This is a genomic window from Thalassobacillus devorans (genome assembly GCF_011761345.1).
Taxonomy (GTDB): domain Bacteria; phylum Bacillota; class Bacilli; order Bacillales; family Halobacillaceae; genus Thalassobacillus; species Thalassobacillus devorans.
Window position 1 is genome coordinate 1,081,763 of sequence record NZ_JAASRY010000001.1, and the last position, 16,300, is coordinate 1,098,062.

Annotated in this window: 15 protein-coding genes; 14 read left to right on the forward strand and 1 reads right to left on the reverse strand. The window is 42.5% G+C overall.

What is annotated here, in order from left to right:
• The first annotated feature begins 2 nt into the window (after positions 1–2).
• The 4 genes from FHS45_RS05370 (at position 3) to FHS45_RS05385 (ending at position 6,374) form a co-directional block, all read left to right on the forward strand.
• A complete protein-coding gene (locus FHS45_RS05370) occupies positions 3–563 on the forward strand; it encodes an outer spore coat protein CotE (RefSeq protein ID WP_062445914.1) in 561 nt (186 codons plus the stop codon).
• 724 nt (positions 564–1,287) lie between these two features.
• Positions 1,288–3,861 (forward strand): DNA mismatch repair protein MutS, encoded by a 2,574-nt coding sequence (gene mutS, locus FHS45_RS05375; protein ID WP_062445915.1) that lies wholly within the window; start codon positions 1,288–1,290, stop codon positions 3,859–3,861.
• Positions 3,862–3,877: 16 nt separating this feature from the next.
• Positions 3,878–5,728, forward strand: a complete 1,851-nt coding sequence (mutL, locus tag FHS45_RS05380) for a DNA mismatch repair endonuclease MutL (protein WP_166761363.1) — start codon at positions 3,878–3,880, stop codon at positions 5,726–5,728.
• A 79-nt stretch (positions 5,729–5,807) separates the two neighbouring features.
• A complete protein-coding gene (locus FHS45_RS05385; RefSeq protein WP_062445917.1) occupies positions 5,808–6,374 on the forward strand; it encodes a hypothetical protein in 567 nt (188 codons plus the stop codon).
• Between the two features lie 52 nt (positions 6,375–6,426).
• On the opposite strand, the gene FHS45_RS05390 is transcribed toward FHS45_RS05385, so the two are convergent.
• Positions 6,427–6,783 carry a helix-turn-helix domain-containing protein gene (locus FHS45_RS05390; RefSeq protein WP_062445918.1) on the reverse strand — a complete coding sequence of 119 codons (357 nt, stop codon included), beginning with the start codon at positions 6,781–6,783 and terminating at the stop codon, positions 6,427–6,429.
• Between the two features lie 276 nt (positions 6,784–7,059).
• Here FHS45_RS05390 and miaA point away from each other — a divergent pair, with 276 nt between their 5' ends.
• The 10 genes from miaA to FHS45_RS05440 all read left to right on the forward strand — a co-directional run bounded on the left by miaA (position 7,060) and on the right by FHS45_RS05440 (position 16,254).
• Complete coding sequence (gene miaA, locus FHS45_RS05395) at positions 7,060–7,995, forward strand: tRNA (adenosine(37)-N6)-dimethylallyltransferase MiaA (RefSeq protein WP_062445919.1); 936 nt, start codon at positions 7,060–7,062, stop codon at positions 7,993–7,995.
• A 39-nt stretch (positions 7,996–8,034) separates the two neighbouring features.
• On the forward strand, positions 8,035–8,259 hold the full coding sequence (gene hfq, locus FHS45_RS05400; protein WP_062445920.1) for an RNA chaperone Hfq: 225 nt from the start codon (positions 8,035–8,037) through the stop codon (positions 8,257–8,259).
• Between the two features lie 107 nt (positions 8,260–8,366).
• Positions 8,367–9,305 (forward strand): AAA family ATPase, encoded by a 939-nt coding sequence (locus FHS45_RS05405; protein ID WP_062445921.1) that lies wholly within the window; start codon positions 8,367–8,369, stop codon positions 9,303–9,305.
• 69 nt (positions 9,306–9,374) lie between these two features.
• Positions 9,375–10,610 (forward strand): GTPase HflX, encoded by a 1,236-nt coding sequence (gene hflX, locus FHS45_RS05410; RefSeq protein ID WP_062445922.1) that lies wholly within the window; start codon positions 9,375–9,377, stop codon positions 10,608–10,610.
• 19 nt (positions 10,611–10,629) lie between these two features.
• On the forward strand, positions 10,630–11,886 hold the full coding sequence (locus tag FHS45_RS05415) for a methionine gamma-lyase family protein (RefSeq protein ID WP_062445923.1): 1,257 nt from the start codon (positions 10,630–10,632) through the stop codon (positions 11,884–11,886).
• 123 nt (positions 11,887–12,009) lie between these two features.
• A complete protein-coding gene (locus FHS45_RS05420) occupies positions 12,010–12,414 on the forward strand; it encodes a MerR family transcriptional regulator (protein WP_062445924.1) in 405 nt (134 codons plus the stop codon).
• 21 nt (positions 12,415–12,435) lie between these two features.
• Entirely contained in the window at positions 12,436–13,767 is a 1,332-nt protein-coding gene (gene glnA, locus FHS45_RS05425; protein ID WP_062445925.1) for a type I glutamate--ammonia ligase, read from the forward strand.
• Positions 13,768–14,404: 637 nt separating this feature from the next.
• Positions 14,405–14,878 (forward strand): PTS sugar transporter subunit IIA, encoded by a 474-nt coding sequence (locus tag FHS45_RS05430; RefSeq protein WP_062445926.1) that lies wholly within the window; start codon positions 14,405–14,407, stop codon positions 14,876–14,878.
• A 12-nt stretch (positions 14,879–14,890) separates the two neighbouring features.
• Positions 14,891–15,199: a PTS fructose transporter subunit IIB gene (locus FHS45_RS20155; protein WP_062445927.1), complete on the forward strand. Its 309-nt coding sequence runs from the start codon at positions 14,891–14,893 to the stop codon at positions 15,197–15,199.
• A gap of 32 nt (positions 15,200–15,231) precedes the next feature.
• On the forward strand, positions 15,232–16,254 hold the full coding sequence (locus FHS45_RS05440; RefSeq protein WP_062445928.1) for a PTS fructose transporter subunit IIC: 1,023 nt from the start codon (positions 15,232–15,234) through the stop codon (positions 16,252–16,254).
• Positions 16,255–16,300: the final 46 nt, after the last annotated feature.

Below are 16,300 nucleotides of genomic sequence, written 5' to 3' on the forward strand. Positions count from 1 at the left end.
AGATGTCATTCTTTGACCAAGAGTACCGTGAGATCATCACGAAGGCTGTTTGTGGCAAAGGGAAGAAATTCACGCAATCGACACACATGATTTCTCCACCCCACCGTCCATCAAGTATCCTGGGCTGCTGGGTGATCAATCATGTCTATCACGCCAAGAAAAAAGGGGAGCATGTGGAAGTAAGTGGCCACTACGATGCAAACGTCTGGTTTTCGTACAATGATAATACCAAGACGGAAGTCGTAACAGAGAGAGTCCACTATTGCGATCATGTCCCGCTGTACATCAAAGACGAAAATTGCATTGACGATGACTTGGAAGTCTTTGCAAGAGCGACACAACAACCGAACTGCCTGGAAGCCAACATCACTAGCAACGGTCAGAAGATTTCGGTTGAAGTAGAGCGGGAATTCTTCGTGGATGTAATTGGGGAAACGAAGCTTTGTGTCCGTGTCAATCCAAAGGGATGTAAGCACGATCATGACTTTGATTTTGGTGACTTATCCGATGATGATTTTTCAGAGATCGACCCGGATTTTCTCGGAAGAAAAGAAGAGGAATAACCCCATTTAGATAATCCTTGCTAACAAAAGCGGGGATTATCTTTTTGTTTGCTTTATTAAACTTTTTTGAAAGGTTTATTCAACAAAAGTGCCGAATTGTGGAAGACTCAGTTTCAAGATAGTGAGGGTTCTTTACCATAATAGCGTCAGGGTTGGCCGGGAAACTACTCGCTTTCCTGCGGGGGAACCGGCAAGCCTCCTCGGTCGTTTTCACTCCCTGTGGGGTCTCGCCTGGCTCCTTCTCCCGCGGGAGTCTCGCAGTTTCCCAACCAACCCATCTGAAGGATGGGAGAAAAGAACCCCTGTTATAGGTGAGACTGTCTTCTACAATCAATAGTTACAAGCACGTTTTTAAAAATAGCTATCCCTTTGGTTGAAGGACTTCATAACGATGTTTCCGTTTCTCTCATCACAAGGAGGTCCGGGAAATTGCGAGACTCCTATGGGAGAATAGTACATGGGGAGATCCCGCAAGGCGAAGCCTGAGGAAGCTCACCGTACGCCCATGGAAAGCGAGTAATTTTCCCGGATCTCCAAACCGTTACTACCATAACGGAAACAACATATCTTGATACTGAGCCTTCAGCAAAAGGGAGCTTAACTGGAGCAATCAAGATGGGATTAACGGAATCATTTTTAGGGATCTGAACACAACCTTTCAAGGAAGGTTTTCATCTATGCTATAATAATGAAAGTGACTATAGAACGTTTTGGGGGATAGCAAATGGCGCAATACACACCGATGATGCAGCAGTACTTGACAATCAAAGCACAGCATAAAGACGCTTTCTTATTTTTTCGACTTGGTGATTTTTATGAAATGTTTTTTGATGATGCCTTAGAAGCGGCAAGAGAATTGGAGATCACTTTGACCAGCCGAGATGGCGGGAATGAACGGATCCCAATGTGCGGGGTTCCTTACCATTCGGCGGCTAACTACATAAAGAACTTGATAGAAAAGGGTTATAAAGTTGCAATCTGTGAACAAGTGGAAGACCCGAAAGCAGCTAAGGGAGTAGTCAAACGGGAAGTTGTCCAATTGATTACTCCTGGCACAGTTATGGAAGGGAACATGCTGGATGAAAAAGAGAATAATTACCTGGCAAGCCTAACCAGCTTTGACGATGGCAGCTACACAGTGGCCTACAATGATCTTACCACCGGAGAAAATAGCATCGCTCTTATTACGGATGGATGGGGAGCAGTGGTCAGTGAGTTATATAACCGCCCTGTCAAAGAAGTCGTCATTGCCTCTGACCTGCCTGAATTTTGTCAGCAGGATTTAAAGGAGCGTTTAGCTTATACGATTTCTTATCAGGATGATGTAACCATTGAAGAACCATTTTCCTCCTTACTGGAAGATATCCAACAGGAGAAATATAAAATCGGCTTTGGCAGGCTGCTCAATTACATTCAACATACCCAAAAACGGTCCCTGGACCACTTGCAGCCGGTACAAAAAATCGAATTAAAACAGCATATGAACCTCGACATGTATTCCAAACGGAATCTTGAATTGATGGAAACATTAAGAAAACAAGGGAAGACAGGCAGCTTATTATGGGTAGTCGATGATACAGTCACTTCCATGGGAGCTCGTCAATTAAAAAAATGGCTCGAAAGACCGCTTTTAGACAGGAGAGAAATCGAGGTACGTCACCAACAGGTGTCGGGTTTCCTTGATCAATTCTTTGAGCGGGAAGAGCTGCGGGAACAGTTGAAATCTGTTTACGATTTGGAAAGACTATCAGGGCGTATTTCCTTTGGGAATGTGAATGCGCGGGATCTTTTACAATTAAAACAGTCGTTAGGTAAAATACCAGCGATTAAAGAAACACTCGAAAAGTTTTCCCATACAGAAATCAGCCGACTGCATGAATCCATCGATCCGCTGACAGATTTATATCAATTATTAGATGAAAGTATCCACGAAGACCCTCCAGTCACGATTAAAGAAGGCGGGATCATTAAAGATGATTTCAACAGCCAACTGGATGAATATCGCGACGCTGCCAAGAATGGGAAGCAGTGGATCGCTGAACTGGAACGAAGGGAACGGGAAGAAACAAAGATTAAATCCCTGAAAGTTGGATATAATCGCGTCTTCGGTTATTATATCGAGGTGACCAAAGCCAACCTTCATTTATTGCCGGAAGGAAAATATGAGCGTAAGCAGACACTGACAAATGCGGAGCGCTACATTACACCGGAGCTGAAAGAAAAGGAAACATTGATTTTAGAAGCTCAGGACAAAAGTGTCGAACTGGAGTATGAGCTCTTCTTAACCTTGAGGGAAAAAGTAAAGCAATACATTGAAGACTTACAAAAGCTAGCTGGACAAATCAGCAAAATTGATGTGCTGCAAGGTTTTGCATCCGTTTCCGAGAAAAATGGCTATATCCAGCCGGGCTTCAATGAACAACGGCTGATTGACATAAAACAAGGAAGGCATCCAGTAGTGGAAAAGGTGATGAAGGGCGCTTCTTTTGTGCCAAATGATGTCTTTATGGATGATGATACCGATATCCTGGTGATTACCGGGCCGAATATGTCAGGGAAAAGCACATATATGAGACAGCTCGCTTTAACTGCCATAATGGCACAGGTCGGCTGTTTTGTACCGTGCGAGCAGGCAAACCTTCCAATCTTTGATCAAATATTTACTAGAATAGGAGCCGCCGATGACCTCGTTTCCGGACAAAGTACGTTTATGGTAGAAATGCTGGAGGCGAAGCATGCGCTGGCGAATGCCACCGAAAACAGCATGATACTTCTTGATGAAATCGGCAGAGGTACCAGCACCTATGATGGGATGGCACTTGCTCAGGCGATCGTCGAGCATATTCATGAAGAAATCAAAGCAAAAACGCTCTTTTCCACCCATTATCATGAACTGACCGAACTGGAAGAAAGCTTGGACCGACTCCAGAATATTCATGTACGTGCTGAAGAGTATCAAGGAAATGTCGTCTTTCTCCATCAGATTCAAAGAGGGGCAGCGGATGAAAGCTACGGTATTCATGTAGCGAAACTGGCAGAGTTGCCAGATTCATTGATTTCGAGAGCGACAGACCTGTTGAAAGAATATGAAACAGGGACTAAAAAAGAAAACACTACAGAAGCGTTAGATGAGCAGCAATTGACTTTTTTTGAAGAAGTACGGGAAGAGAAACCTGGGAAAAGCACCAGAACAGAAAGTAAATTGCTTGATCAGCTGGCAAATATGGACTTGATGGAAATGACGCCAATGGAAGCGATGAACCAGCTCTATCAATTGCAAAAGCAAATTAAACGATAAACAAAGGGGGAGGGGCATGGGAAAAATCAAATTGATGCCGGACCACTTAGCGAATAAAATCGCAGCTGGTGAAGTAGTTGAACGTCCGGCCTCTGTCATCAAAGAACTAGTTGAGAACAGTATCGATGCAAATAGTAAATCAATTAAAGTAGAACTACTGGAAGCTGGACTACAACAAATTAAAATAACCGATGATGGGGATGGCATGGCAGAGGAAGATTGTGAGCATGCTTTCTTCCGTCATGCGACGAGTAAGATTCAGAATGAGAATGACCTATTCCATGTCAGGACACTCGGGTTCCGGGGAGAGGCTTTAGCGAGTATAGCCGCTGTCAGCCGTTTATCCATTCAGACTTCGACTGGAAATGAAGCAGGTACCAGGCTCGAGCTGGAAGGTGGAAAACTGACCAATAAATCGAAAAGTGATGCACGTAAAGGCACGGAAATCATCGTCAATGATATATTTTTCAACACGCCTGCCCGCTTGAAGTATATGAAAACAATCCATACCGAGCTTGGCCATATCACTGATGTACTAAACAGGATGGCACTGGCTCATCCTGAGGTGAAATTTTCATGCTCACACAATGGCAAACAGCTCTTCCATACCTCCGGACGGGGAGATTTATTGCAGGTTATCGCGCAGATTTACGGGATGGGGACAGCGAGAAAAATGGTTCCAGTCGTAGGAGAAACGAAAGATTTCAAAGTATCGGGTTATATTGCTAAGCCAGAGGTGACCCGTGCCTCAAGGAACTATATTTCAACCATCATTAATGGAAGGTATATTCGTAATATCACATTAAATAAAGCAGTGATGCAAGGGTATCATACACTTCTTCCGATTGGGAGGAACCCGCTTGTCGTGTTGAATGTGGAGATGGACCCGATTCTTGTAGACGTTAATGTTCATCCGGCAAAGCTGGAAGTCCGGTTCAGTAAAGAACAGGAGCTTTTCGAACTGGTCAAAACGACAATACAATCTACTTTCAGAAAAGAAACCTTGATACCAGAGGCGCCGGAACAGAAAAAGCCGGTTAAAAAAATACACACGACACAGCCGGCATTTCACTTCTATGAAGAACGGGAACAAGATGCACACGAGCAGAGGAAAAAATCCATGGACCATTTGCTTGATACTCCCTCCTATCAGACTGATGAAAAGAGGGAAGTCGATGATCATGAGCAGAATCATTATCAGGAAAAGCAAAACGAAGTCATCAAAGAAATGGTCAAGGAAGACCCTAAGGAAGCTACAGTTGTCCAGGAAAAAACCGATGCCGAAAGAGTACCTGCGATGTATCCGATTGGCCAACTGCATGGTACCTATATATTAGCTCAAAACGAACAGGGCCTGTATATTGTCGATCAGCACGCAGCTCAGGAACGGATCAAATACGAGTTTTACACGGAAAAGCTGGGAGAAGTAGAAAATGAGGTGCAGGAGCTTCTTGTGCCGCTTACATTTGATTTCTCCAAGCAGGAAGCGCTGAGAATCGAAGAATATCATGAAGAATTAATGCAGGTGGGAATCTTTTTTGAAGCATTCGGTGAGAATAGCTATATTATCAGATCTCACCCCATTTGGTTCCCGAAAGGCTTCGAAGTCGAAGTGATTGAAGAAATGGTGGAACAGATTATGAGTGAAGAACGGATTAACATTAAAAAAATTCGTGAAGACGCAGCAACATTAATGTCTTGTAAACGGTCGATCAAAGCCAACCATTATTTGAACCATAATGATATGTTTCAGCTGCTTGAAGATCTAAGGAAATCGACTGACCCGTTCACCTGTCCTCACGGCCGGCCGATTATCGTTCATTTTTCCGAATATGAAATGGAAAAAATGTTCAAACGGGTGATGTAAACATAAGAGAAACTGGAGAGCGATATCGTTCTTCAGTTTATTTATGCTAGAATGGGATGGTGGATTAAGGAGGGATACGATGGTATTACAGCTAAACCTAAAGAACAATGGAGAAACTCTCTGGGAGACTAATGACTTTTATGATGAAAAACAAAGACGGGGAGCTATCACTAAGTTATTTGAGGCAGCCAATGCTTACTATCAAGGCAACGAAAAAACCTACGCTTCCATCAGTAGGGGAGTGGAGCAACTGGATGAATGGCGAATTGGTCTGGAGAATTTAATCAAACAATCCTACCATATCGCCAGACGGGAAGCGGATGAAAATCCTGAACTCCATACTATCAACGATGTAGCTTTCCAATTGCTGGTCGTTTATGTCAGTGACTATTTTAAAAATGATAATATGGACTACGATTATTTTATCGATAACAAGCACCGTTTTATCGGGATGAACTTGATTATTCTCCAGGATGGAGTGGTTCGTTTTGACAACGTCATTAATGAAGAAAACTTAGAAGAGGCGGAACAGGAATTGACGCGATATGAGCGTCTTGTCAGTGCACAGTTACTGGCACAGCATCGTATCGTCTATCAGCTGATCAAAGCCGTACTCTTCAAATATAAGTTAGCACACCGACAATAGGGGAGCGCGAGCGACTTACTTTTTATTACGGAAGGTTATGCAGCTTCTCAGGTTATTTGTGGGATTGTCTGATGAACTGGAAGAAATTCAGAATTTGAATAATTTCTTCCCGACTCAGTTCCTCCCATACATATACATAAAACAAATCCGTTTCCTCGATCCCTTTATCTTCCAGCACGTCGTTTATTTTTTTAAGAATATCAAATGGTTGATCGCTTTTCCCCAATAAATAATCTGTCGTACAATCAAGTGCGTCCGCAAGTGCTACGATATTCTCCAGGCTTGGAGTCGTATAGCCGCGCTCCCAGTTAGAGATAACCTGAGAGGACTCTCCGACTTCTTCGGATAGTTTTTTTTGTGTCCAATTATGGTGGATGCGTAAAAATCGAATGCGTTCCGCTGTGACCATCAGGCAACCCTCCTACCGCTAATTTTACCATGATAGCAAGCATAGGGACATCTGTTTGCTGCAGATAACGTAATTCGTTACCCGCGCGTTAACGGGTATAGTTAGCTGTGGATTAAGAAAACGATTACACACACCTAACGGAATCCGTTAATTTTTAACTAACTAAATCCGTTATAAGGACGTGGAAACCCTTGCATTTCCGCGATTAGTTGCTTTGGGCATTGTCGTGTATAATGTTTGTATAATCAGGTTTGTGAATGAAAGGTGGATAACTATATGAAGCCTGTGGTTGTATCGGTAGTCGGACCGACAGCAGTAGGAAAAACTAAACTTGGAATAGAAATAGCCAAACGATTCAATGGTGAAGTCATCAGTGGCGATTCCATGCAAATCTATCGAAGCATGGACATCGGCACAGCAAAAGTGACTCCGAAAGAAATGGAAGGAATCCCGCATCATATGATCGATATTAAGGAGCCGGAGGATTCCTTTTCGGTCGCGGAATTTAAAGAAAGGGTTACAGAGGCGATTGAGGATATTTCCTCCAGGGGAAAGCTTCCTGTAATTGTGGGAGGGACAGGTCTTTATATTCAATCAGTGCTTTACGATTTTAATTTTTCAGAGCAAAAGCGAAACAGGGAAGTAACAGAGCGCTTAGAAACTGAGCTTGAGATAAAAGGAAAACAGGCACTCTATCAACAGTTGATTGAGATCGACCCTGAGCAGGCGGAAAAAATACATCCCAATAACGAGAGAAGACTGATTCGTGCCCTGGAAATCTATGAAAGCACAGGGATGACTATGTCAGAGTACCAAAAGAACCAGTCGGTTGAATCCCCTTACCATCCGATCCTTATTGGTTTAGAAATGGATCGTGAGCTGCTTTACGAGAGAATCAATCATCGCGTCGACATCATGATGGAGGAAGGGCTGCTGGAAGAAGTTCAGGACCTGTATGATTTGGACCTTGAAGACGTGCAATCCATGCGGGCGATAGGATATAAAGAATTTATTCCTTATTTTAAGGGAGAGTACGACCTGGAACAGGCGGTGGAATTATTGAAGCGCAATTCGCGCCGTTATGCGAAAAGACAATATACGTATTTCCGCAATAAAATGGATGTACGCTGGTATTCCGTAACCGAACACAATTACCAGGAAAAGTTTGAAATTATTTTGCGTGATTTAGCAGGAATGATCGAACAGACATAGAATTAGTTGTAATATAGATAGAAAAGAGGAGGAAGATTCATGGCTCAATCCGTCAATATTCAAGACACCTTTTTAAACCAACTAAGAAAAGAACGCGTTCAGGTAACCGTCTTTCTACTCAATGGGTTCCAATTAAGAGGAACTGTCAAATCATTTGATAATTTTACAGTTCTCCTGGAAACGGATGGGAAGCAGCAGCTTATTTTTAAACATGCAATTTCTACTTTCGCTCCAACCAAAAACGTTTCTCTAGATAAAGAATAATGAGCAGTAAAACGGATGCTTCCGGCATCCGTTTTTCAATGCGCCTGGGCGTTTGTCACACATTTTGGCTGTCATACGTATAGTGTTAGGGAATGAGGGGTGATCTTATGAGTTCCCAACTGACCCATAACCAACAAGGTAAAATCAACATTATATTAAAAGACCGGAAAGAAGATAATTCCGACAGGGCAGCACTTGCCCCTGTGGAGAGTGGTGAAACGGACCCGTTTCAGCTTATTGAAGATCATTTGGATGCTTTCATCGGAATGGATCGTCTGCGTGAAAAGGTAAAAGAGATCTATGCACAAGTTCTTGTTAAGGAAAAACGCAGACAAGTGGGGCTGACTACTGAAAATCAAGTGCTCCATATGATGTTTAAAGGGAATCCCGGCACAGGGAAAACAACCGTCGCACGCGCACTGGCAAAGATTTTTTATGATATGAACCTGTTATCGAAAGGGCATTTTATCGAAGCGGACCGAAGTGATCTGGTAGGCGAGTATATCGGCCATACCGCGAAGAAGACGAAAGATTTGATAAAAAAATCGCTCGGCGGTGTTCTGTTCATTGACGAAGCCTATTCTCTGGCGCGTGGTGGGGAAAAAGATTTCGGAAAAGAAGCGGTAGATACGATTGTGAAGTGTATGGAAGATCATCATAGTGAATTTATTTTGATTCTGGCAGGATACCCACGTGAAATGAGCAGGTTTCTGACTTTGAATCCCGGGTTGAAGTCCCGCTTCCCTATTACTCTTGAGTTTCCTGACTATACACCAGGTGAGTTGCTGGAAATAGCACACGACATGGCAGAACTGAAAGATTATAAATTGTCCAATGAAGCCCAATGGAAATTGAAACAACATTTTCATTCGTTGCTCCAGCGGTCTCCCTATAATTTTTCAAATGGCCGCTATGTGCGTAATATCATTGAAGATGCCATCCGCAAACATGCTATCCGAATGATGCGATGCTCCACCATCAATAAAGAGGTACTAATGACAATAGAAGCTAAAGATATTATATTCGAAGAGGTTGGGGGAGGATAATTATTATCCTTCACTCTTTTCTTTTGATATGATGATAAGAGATACCGACCATGGAAAGAGGTAGAAATAATGCCAGAAAGAGAACAAGTATTACTTGTAGCAAGAGCGCAAACCGGGCAGGATGATAAACGGTTCCAATCCTCGCTGGAAGAGCTGCAATCGCTCACAGAAACAGCTGATGGCGCGGTTCAGCATATCTTCGTCCAGAAAAGGGACCGGGTTCATCCTGCCACTTACTTAGGAGAAGGAAAATTAGAAGAAATTAAAGATTATGCAGAAGAGAATAATGTGGACCTTGTCATCTTTAATGAGGAACTTTCCCCTGGGCAGCTAAGGAATATAACAGACCGATTGGGAGTTCGGGTCATCGATCGAAGCCAGCTCATATTGGATATTTTCGCTCAACGGGCAAAAACGAAAGAAGGTAAACTGCAGGTAGAGCTGGCACAGCTGCAGTATTTGCTACCAAGGCTTGCCGGACAGGGGACTGAATTATCCCGTCTTGGCGGCGGAATCGGGACAAGGGGTCCAGGTGAAACAAAACTTGAAAGTGACCGTCGACACATACGCAGGCGCATTGACGATATTAAAAAACGGTTATCCGCGGTGGTAAAGCAGCGAGAGCAGTACCGAAAACGACGAAAAGAAAATAAGGCTTTTCAAGTGGCGATCGTAGGTTACACCAATGCTGGGAAGTCGACGTTTTTCAACCGTGTAACCGAAAGTGATTCATTTGAAGAAAACCTTTTATTCGCAACATTGGATCCATTGACACGGCAGTTACAGCTTCCATCAGGCCTCCAGGTGCTTTTAACCGATACGGTCGGGTTTATTCAGGATTTACCAACTACTCTGATTGCTGCTTTCCGGTCTACATTAGAGGAAGTGACAGAAGCGGACTTCATCCTTCACATGGTTGACGCTTCTCATCCTGATCACGAACAGCATGAACGAACGGTCCTGAAGTTGTTAGGGGATTTGGAAGCGGATCACCTGCCGATGCTTACCGTTTATAATAAGATGGACCTGCTTAATGGTGATTTCATACCAGAAGCTTTTCCATCCATCACAGTGAGCGTCCATGATCCCATCGATAACAAGCGGGTATTAGATAAAATAGAAGAAACGCTTATAAAAGAATGGGATAACTATCACACCTTTATTCCAGCCGGAAACGGCAAGCGGATTCAACAATTAAAAGGGGAAAGCATCGTCTCTTCCTTCCATTTTGATGAGGAAAGGGAAGGGTATGTCATAGCTGGTGCCATCCATCCCGAACATCCGTTAAAACACCAATTACTATAAAAAGGAAGTAACGTACGTTATGAATATTGAACAACTAGCAGAACATACCGAAGACCAAATTCGTCCTTACCATACATCTATCCAATCCATTGTGGAAAAAAATCAGCGGAGAGTGCTGGAAGCCTTCCGCCGACTTAAAATCTCGGACAGCCATTTCAACCCGACAACAGGATATGGGTATGACGATTACGGCAGGGATACTTTAGAAGAACTTTATGCAGAGATCTTCGGAGGGGAAGACGCATTGGTACGTCCGCAAATCATTTCAGGTACCCATGCTATTACAACGGCTCTATTTGGTGTGTTAAGACCAGGTGATGAATTATTATATATTACCGGGGAACCCTATGACACGTTGGAACAAGTAGTAAAAGGTTCGAATGAAAAAGATATCGGTTCCCTCAAAGATTATGGGATAAGCTATCGATCTGTCCCCCTTACCGAATCAGGAGATATTAATTTCCCGGAAATCAGAAACGCCATAAACAAGAACACAAAAATGATAGCTATCCAGCGTTCGAAAGGGTATGCGGACCGCCCTTCATTTACTATTGACGAAATCGCTGACATGATTAAAGAAATACGGGTTATAAAGCCGGATGCGATCGTTTTTGTGGACAATTGTTATGGGGAGTTTGTCGAGTTGCAAGAGCCACTGCATGTCGGGGCTGATTTGATTGCGGGGTCTTTGATTAAAAATCCGGGCGGAGGAATTGTGCGTACCGGAGGTTATATAGCAGGGAATAAAGACTTAGTGGAGTTATGCAGCTACCGTCTGACCGCTCCCGGAATCGGGAAAGAAGCTGGAGCCAGTTTGAACAGTCTCCAGGAAATGTACCAGGGAATTTTTCTCGCGCCTCATATGGTTGGAGAAGCTTTGAAAGGAGCCGTTTTCACTGCCAGACTTTTAGAAGAAGCAGGCTTTACGACGAGCCCTGCCTATCATGCGAAACGCACCGATTTAATTCAGGCAGTCGCTTTTGAAACGGCCGAGCAGATGGTTGCTTTTTGCCAGGCGATTCAGAAGAATTCACCAATTAATTCTCACGTTACGCCGTATCCGAGCCCGATGCCAGGGTATGAAAGTGATGTCATTATGGCAGCGGGTACGTTTATCCAAGGAGCCAGTTTGGAATTGACAGCAGATGGCCCAATCCGTCCTCCGTATATGGCTTTCGTGCAAGGCGGGCTTACATACGAGCATGTCAAAATAGCTGTGAAGCTTGCGCTCGAGGAAATAGTTGAAGCAGGTTTTCATCAAATAGAAACAGGGTAAAACTGAGATGGGGAAGCTCATTTCAGTTTTTTTATTTTCTTATGTTAGTTTTCTTAACATCTCTTGACACATAATATTTCATTGGTATAATTAAGTTATCACATTCAAGGGAGGTAGCCATCGATGAGTGATGAAATACGACGTTCGATGCCGTTATTCCCGATTAGTATTGTTAAATCATTAACAGATCTGTCTGCGAGACAAATCCGTTATTATGAAGAGCACAATTTAGTCCACCCGGCAAGATCAGAAGGAAATCGCAGATTGTTTTCCTTTAATGATGTCGATCGTCTGCTTGAAATAAAAGCATTGATTGAAAAAGGCATCAATCTGGCAGGGATCAAACAGGTTCTATCCATGCAGAAAGTACCGGATAACGAACCGATGGATCAAGAGCAAGTCGAGGAAATCCATAATGACCTCTCAGAGAAAGAACTTCGCCGCCTGCTCCAGCAGGAATTACATACCGCTGGAAGGTACGGCAAATCATCGTTAAGACAGGGAGAATTATCACGATTCTTCCACTAAAATATAGGAGGAAATAATTAAATGGGATTAACTAGAAAAGAAATTTACAAAAAAATCGAAGAAGAAAACGTAAAATTCATCCGACTACAATTTACAGACATGCTTGGTACCATCAAAAACGTGGAAATTCCATTAAGCCAATTGGATAAGGCTTTGGATAACGAAATGATGTTCGATGGATCTTCCATCGAAGGATTTGTTCGTATCGAAGAATCTGATATGTACTTAGTTCCAGACCCTGAAACTTTTGTAGTCTTCCCTTGGACATCCGAAAAAGGGAAAGTAGCACGTTTTATCTGTGATATTTATAACCCTGATATGACGCCATTCGAAGGGGATCCACGCTATATCCTGAAAAAGAACCTTCATAAGATGGAAGAGCTTGGATTTTCCGCATTCAATATCGGTACTGAGCCGGAATTCTTCCTGTTCAAGCTGGATGAGCGTGGAGAACCTTCCATGGAACTGAATGACAAAGGCGGGTACTTTGACCTTGCTCCAACGGACTTAGGAGAAAACTGCCGTCGCGATATCGTACTTGAACTAGAGGAAATGGGCTTTGAAATTGAAGCATCTCACCACGAGGTAGCACCTGGTCAGCACGAAATCGACTTTAAATATTCCGATGCCGTCAAGCACTGTGACGATATCCAAACGTTCAAATTGGTTGTAAAAACGATCGCCCGTAAACACGGTCTCCATGCGACATTCATGCCTAAACCATTGTTCGGTGTCAACGGCTCTGGAATGCATGCGAACATGTCTTTATTTAAAGGAAAGCAGAATGCATTCTACGACACAGAAGGCGAACTTGAACTTTCCGATGTTGCCTACCAGTTTACTGCCGGTATCATCAAGCACGCGACAAACTTTACAGCTGTGACAAACCCGACTGTAAACTCTTACAAACGTCTCGTACCAGGTTATGAAGCACCTTGTTACGTAGCATGGTCAGGACAAAACCGCAGTCCGTTGGTCCGTGTGCCAACTTCCCGCGGCTTAAGCACTCGTATCGAAGTACGCAGTGTCGACCCTGCAGCTAATCCATACCTTGCAATGGCAGTATTGCTGGCGTCTGGACTAGATGGTATTGAAAATGCACTGGAAGCACCTAAGCCTGTAGACCGCAATATCTATGTCATGAATAAAGCAGAACGTGAAAAGAACGGAGTACAGGATCTTCCGGCAACACTATATGACGCATTGGAACTGCTTAAGAAAGATGAAATCCTAGTTAAAGCACTAGGTGAACACTGCTTCGAACACTTTATTGAAGCGAAAGAAATCGAGTGGGATATGTTCCGTACACAAGTCCACCCTTGGGAACGCGAACAGTATATCTCCGTATATTAATCAGAAAACCCCTTGGTACTATTGGTATCAAGGGGGTTTTCTTTAGATATAAAAGACAATAAACTTATATTAAAATAAAGTATGCCCAAATTTTGACCATAATTTTTTTAAGGTTTAATACGATTTATGACTCAGAAAAATGATTTAGTACCTCTTACTTAAGGTAAGAGTATATAATCGGAAATAGGAATCGTGTATAAAATTATCAGACATTTTATACACGATTCCTATTTCTTTTGTTGAGTATAATGTCAATTTAGAAAAGATCGTGGATTATCACCTAAAAAGAAAATTACTAACTTTCCAAGGATATGTCTGCTCAACCATTAGCTTGTTGGTTCTTTTTATTGCGCCGATATGTTTCGAGATGTACAGGAGTACAATTTTAACGATTTTCTGCTGTTACCGTGAGAACATTAAATATGAGATAAAAAGTACATAAACCTCTGGTAGCGTTAGAAAATCACCCGCTAAATAGGGAAATCAATTATAATCTGTAAGCGTTTCCTAAATCTTTAGGAAAAGGATTAAATTTTGTTTCTTTAGGAAATCTCATATAATTATTAGTGTAAAGCAACAAAGCGCTTAAAACCCGGGGTTATAAACTAAATAATCTAAATAGATTGAAGGTGAGATTTTGAGCATAAGAGCATTAATTAACGAAGACCTAATAGATCTACATCTACATGGTTCCAACCAGCTTAATGTGATCGAGCAGATGGCTTCCATGCTGGAAAGGCAAGGACGAATAGAATCCAAATCCATTTTTACCGAGTGTGTATTAGAGAGAGAAGCACAAGTTACAACAGGTTTTGGAAATGGAATAGCTATACCGCACGGGAAAGATGAAACAGTCAAAGACACGAGTATATCGATAGGGAAATTATCAAATTCTGTTGACTGGAAAGCGATGGATGATCGCGATGTTTCATTTGTGATTATGCTTGCTATTCCTGAATCAGAAGCTGGCACTACTCATCTGCAAATCCTTTCCCAACTATCTGGTAAATTAATGGATGAAGATTTTAGGGATAGTTTAATGAAAGCAAATGAAAAAGAAGACGTACTTAACTTATTATCTGATTGTATCACTGAAAAAAATATTGGATAGGAGAGATATAAAATGAAACTTATTGCTATTACCGCTTGTCCAGCAGGTGTGGCTCATACACACATGGCTGCTGCAGCATTAGAATCAGCTGCGAAAAAAAATGGAGTTAAAATCAAAGTAGAAAAGCAAGGGGCTATGGGGATTGAAAATCAAATCAAAGAAAAGGAAATAGCAGATGCAGAAGCACTTATCCTTGCTGTGGATACGGCAATTGCTAAACCAGAAAGATTCGAAGGCATTCCTACGGTGAAAGTTTCTGTAGGGGAAGCTGTAAAAAATTCGCAAGGTTTAATTTCCAAGGCTATAGAACTTACAAAGTAAAAATGAACTTATCATGAGTGAGGGGGATTTTTATGAAAAGAATTGTAGAAGATGCAAAAACGCATCTGATGACCGGTGTATCGTACATGCTGCCTTTTGTGGTAGCCGGAGGCTTAATACTTACCATTGGTTTATTACTAGGCGGTGGTGAACAGGAGGCGGGATTTGCTAAGAAAACAGTCGATACAGGAGTTCTTATTTTTTCCCTTATGGTCCCTGTAATGGCAGCTTATATGGCCTACTCGATCTCTGATCGACCAGGTATAGCACCTGGTATGGTGGGTGGTTTAATTGCAAATGAAATTGGTGCAGGCTTTTTAGGAGGGATTGTTGCTGGTTTTATTGCTGGTTATATTGTAAATGCTCTAAAAAAACTTCCTATGCACAGATACTTTGTACAATTAAAACCTATTATCGTGATTCCTTTACTTGGTGCAGGCGCAGTAGCATTATTAATGTTTATAATAGGACAACCAATTGCAACTCTTTCAGAAGGCTTAGAGGGCTGGCTCAAATCTCTGTCTGGTGGTAACTTGCTTGTACTAGGACTTATCATAGGTGCAATGATGGCTTTTGACATGGGCGGACCGGTAAACAAAGTTGCTTTTGCCTTTTGTGTTGGAATGTTGAATCAAGAAGTTTATTACCCTATGGCTGCTTGCTGGATTGGGATTATGACTCCACCAATTGGCTTAGCATTAGCAACTAGAATTGCCCCTAAAAAATTCACGTCAGCTGAGCGTCAAAGTGCTTTGCCAACTACTTTCATGGGGGCTTCAGGCATCACGGAAGGTGCCATACCATTTGCAGTATCTGACCCTCTTCGCGTTATTCCTTCTATCGTAGTGGGATCTGCTATCGGTGGGGCGTTGGCATTAGCATTAGGTGCACAAGCACCAATCCCAAGTGGAGGCGTCTTTGTTTTACCGTTTTTCATTAAACCGTTCATGTTTGTCATAGCCTTTGCTGTAGGGATTGTAGTTACGGCTTTAATGACAGCATTTTTAAAGAAGCCAACGGAAGAAGAACTTTCTATTACGGAAGAAGTAGTCTAATAATTGAACATTTTAATTACTGAGGGATCTAGCTATTAGTTCCCTC

Coding starts and splice junctions, on each gene's coding strand:
- miaA (WP_062445919.1), top strand. CDS start 7,060: ATGAAGCCTGTGGTTGTATCGGTAGTCGGACCGACAGCAGTAGGAAAA.
- glnA (WP_062445925.1), top strand. CDS start 12,436: ATGGGATTAACTAGAAAAGAAATTTACAAAAAAATCGAAGAAGAAAAC.
- hfq (WP_062445920.1), top strand. CDS start 8,035: ATGGCTCAATCCGTCAATATTCAAGACACCTTTTTAAACCAACTAAGA.
- mutS (WP_062445915.1), top strand. CDS start 1,288: ATGGCGCAATACACACCGATGATGCAGCAGTACTTGACAATCAAAGCA.
- FHS45_RS20155 (WP_062445927.1), top strand. CDS start 14,891: ATGAAACTTATTGCTATTACCGCTTGTCCAGCAGGTGTGGCTCATACA.
- FHS45_RS05405 (WP_062445921.1), top strand. CDS start 8,367: ATGAGTTCCCAACTGACCCATAACCAACAAGGTAAAATCAACATTATA.
- FHS45_RS05415 (WP_062445923.1), top strand. CDS start 10,630: ATGAATATTGAACAACTAGCAGAACATACCGAAGACCAAATTCGTCCT.
- FHS45_RS05385 (WP_062445917.1), top strand. CDS start 5,808: ATGGTATTACAGCTAAACCTAAAGAACAATGGAGAAACTCTCTGGGAG.
- FHS45_RS05370 (WP_062445914.1), top strand. CDS start 3: ATGTCATTCTTTGACCAAGAGTACCGTGAGATCATCACGAAGGCTGTT.
- hflX (WP_062445922.1), top strand. CDS start 9,375: ATGCCAGAAAGAGAACAAGTATTACTTGTAGCAAGAGCGCAAACCGGG.
- mutL (WP_166761363.1), top strand. CDS start 3,878: ATGGGAAAAATCAAATTGATGCCGGACCACTTAGCGAATAAAATCGCA.
- FHS45_RS05420 (WP_062445924.1), top strand. CDS start 12,010: ATGAGTGATGAAATACGACGTTCGATGCCGTTATTCCCGATTAGTATT.
- FHS45_RS05440 (WP_062445928.1), top strand. CDS start 15,232: ATGAAAAGAATTGTAGAAGATGCAAAAACGCATCTGATGACCGGTGTA.
- FHS45_RS05390 (WP_062445918.1), bottom strand. CDS start 6,783: ATGGTCACAGCGGAACGCATTCGATTTTTACGCATCCACCATAATTGG.